Below are 1,669 nucleotides of genomic sequence, written 5' to 3'. Positions count from 1 at the left end.
GTACCCATCCGGCGAGGGCCGCCTTGCGGAGTTTGGGCGATGACGTGAGTCCTAGGGGTAATCCTAGGAGTAGTCATATGACCCTGTCGCGGGTGGAGGTGATTACCTCGGTGGAGCGGCGCCGGCGCTGGCCGCGGGCGGAGAAGGAGCGGCTGGTGGCGCTGGCACTGGAGCCCGGGGCTTCAGCTTCCGAGATCGCCCGTTCGGCGGGGGTGCATGTGAGCCAACTCTTCCGCTGGCGCAAGCAGCTCTGCGAGCGGGTCACGCCCCAGTTGCCAGCCTTCCTGCCGGTGACGGTGGAGCCGCCGATGGAGCCCGTTTCACCCCCCGACGAGCCATCGCCGCGTAAGCGTAAGGCTCGTCGCGAGGGCCGCATCGAGATTGAACTGGCTTCTGGCGACCGGCTGCGGCTGGAGGGCGACGTGGATGGCCGAACGCTGCGCGATGCGATCGCCGCCCTGAGGGCGCGATGATCCCTGTCCCGGTCGGCGTGAAGGTCTGGCTGGCGACAGGCCACACGGATATGCGCAAGGGCTTCGCCTCCCTGGCGTTGCAAGTGCAGGAGGTCCTGAGGCGAGACCCGCTTGGCGGCCATATCTTCTGCTTCCGCGGACGGCGCGGCGACCTCGTCAAGATCATCTGGCACGACGGGCAGGCGGCGAACCTGTACGTGCGTCGACTGGAGCGCGGCCGCTTCCTGTGGCCCTCGCCGGCGGACGGGGTGGTCGCCATCTCGCCGGCGCAGATGGGCTATCTTCTCTCCGGGATCGACTGGCGCAATCCGGTGGAAGCCTGGCGCCCGACCTCGGTCGGCTGATGCTTTTCGCCTTGCGTTTGCAATGGGCTGTGATTCCATAGCTCCCATGAGCACGCCCGCCGCATCGCCCCCGCTGCCCACCGACCTGGCGGCGGCGCATGCGATGATCCTGGCCGAACGCGCCAAGCGGATCGAGGCCGAGGCCGCAGCCTCCTCCGTCGAGGCGGTGATCGCCCACCTCAAGCTGACGATCGAGAAGCTCAGGCGCGAGCTTTACGGCCAGCGCTCCGAGCGCACGGTGCGGCTCATCGACCAGATGGAGCTTCAGCTCGAGGAACTGGAGGCCAGGGCGAGCGAGGACGAGATCGCGGCGCAGGAGAGTGCGCGCCTGGCGTCACTGCCGGCGCCCGCTCCACGCCGGAGGCCCGTGCGCAAGCCCTTCCCCGAGCACCTGCCGCGCGAGCGCGTCGTCGTGCCGGCGCCGACCAACTGTCCCTGCTGCGGCGCGATGAAGCTGTCGAAGCTCTCAGAGGACGTCACCGAGACCCTGGAGATCGTGCCGCGATCCTGGAAGGTGATCCAGACGGTCCGCGAGAAGTTCACCTGCCGCCAGTGCGAGGCGATCACTCAGCCGCCGGCGCCCTTCCATGTGACGCCACGTGGCTTCATGGGACCGAACCTGCTGGCGACAGTCCTCTTCGAGAAGTTCGGGCAGCATCAGCCGTTGAACCGCCAGAGCGAAAGGTATGCGCGCGAGGGTATCGACCTCTCCGTCTCGACGCTGGCCGATCAGGTCGGTACGGCGACTGCGGCGCTGAGGCCTCTGCATGATCTGATCGCCCGGCACGTCATGGCGGCGGAGCGACTGCACGCCGACGACACCACCGTGCCGATCCTGGCCAAGGGCAAGAC

General features: G+C 68.1%; 3 protein-coding genes. All 3 read left to right on the top strand.

All coding sequences use genetic code 11. The features are described from left to right. Positions 1-77: 77 nt before the first annotated feature. Positions 78-473 (top strand): IS66-like element accessory protein TnpA, encoded by a 396-nt coding sequence (gene tnpA, locus K9U41_RS22755; RefSeq protein WP_282643113.1) that lies wholly within the window; start codon positions 78-80, stop codon positions 471-473. Next, positions 470-817, top strand: a complete 348-nt coding sequence (gene tnpB / locus K9U41_RS22750; protein ID WP_282643112.1) for an IS66 family insertion sequence element accessory protein TnpB — start codon at positions 470-472, stop codon at positions 815-817. Before tnpA ends, tnpB begins: the two co-directional genes overlap by 4 nt. A gap of 46 nt (positions 818-863) precedes the next feature. Then, positions 864-1,669 (top strand): IS66 family transposase (gene tnpC / locus K9U41_RS22745; RefSeq protein ID WP_432715851.1); only part of this gene is annotated, 806 nt, incomplete at its 3' end.

The sequence above is a fragment of the Xanthobacter autotrophicus genome (assembly GCF_029991245.1).
Lineage (GTDB): Bacteria > Pseudomonadota > Alphaproteobacteria > Rhizobiales > Xanthobacteraceae > Xanthobacter > Xanthobacter autotrophicus_C.
The sequence above is the reverse complement of the archived record's forward strand: the minus strand, read 5'-3'. Positions and strand labels throughout refer to the sequence as shown.

What these genes read in the sequence shown, in the direction of transcription:
- tnpA (WP_282643113.1), top strand. Translation starts at nt 78, where the DNA reads ATGACCCTGTCGCGGGTGGAGGTGATTACCTCGGTGGAGCGGCGCCGG.
- tnpB (WP_282643112.1), top strand. Translation starts at nt 470, where the DNA reads ATGATCCCTGTCCCGGTCGGCGTGAAGGTCTGGCTGGCGACAGGCCAC.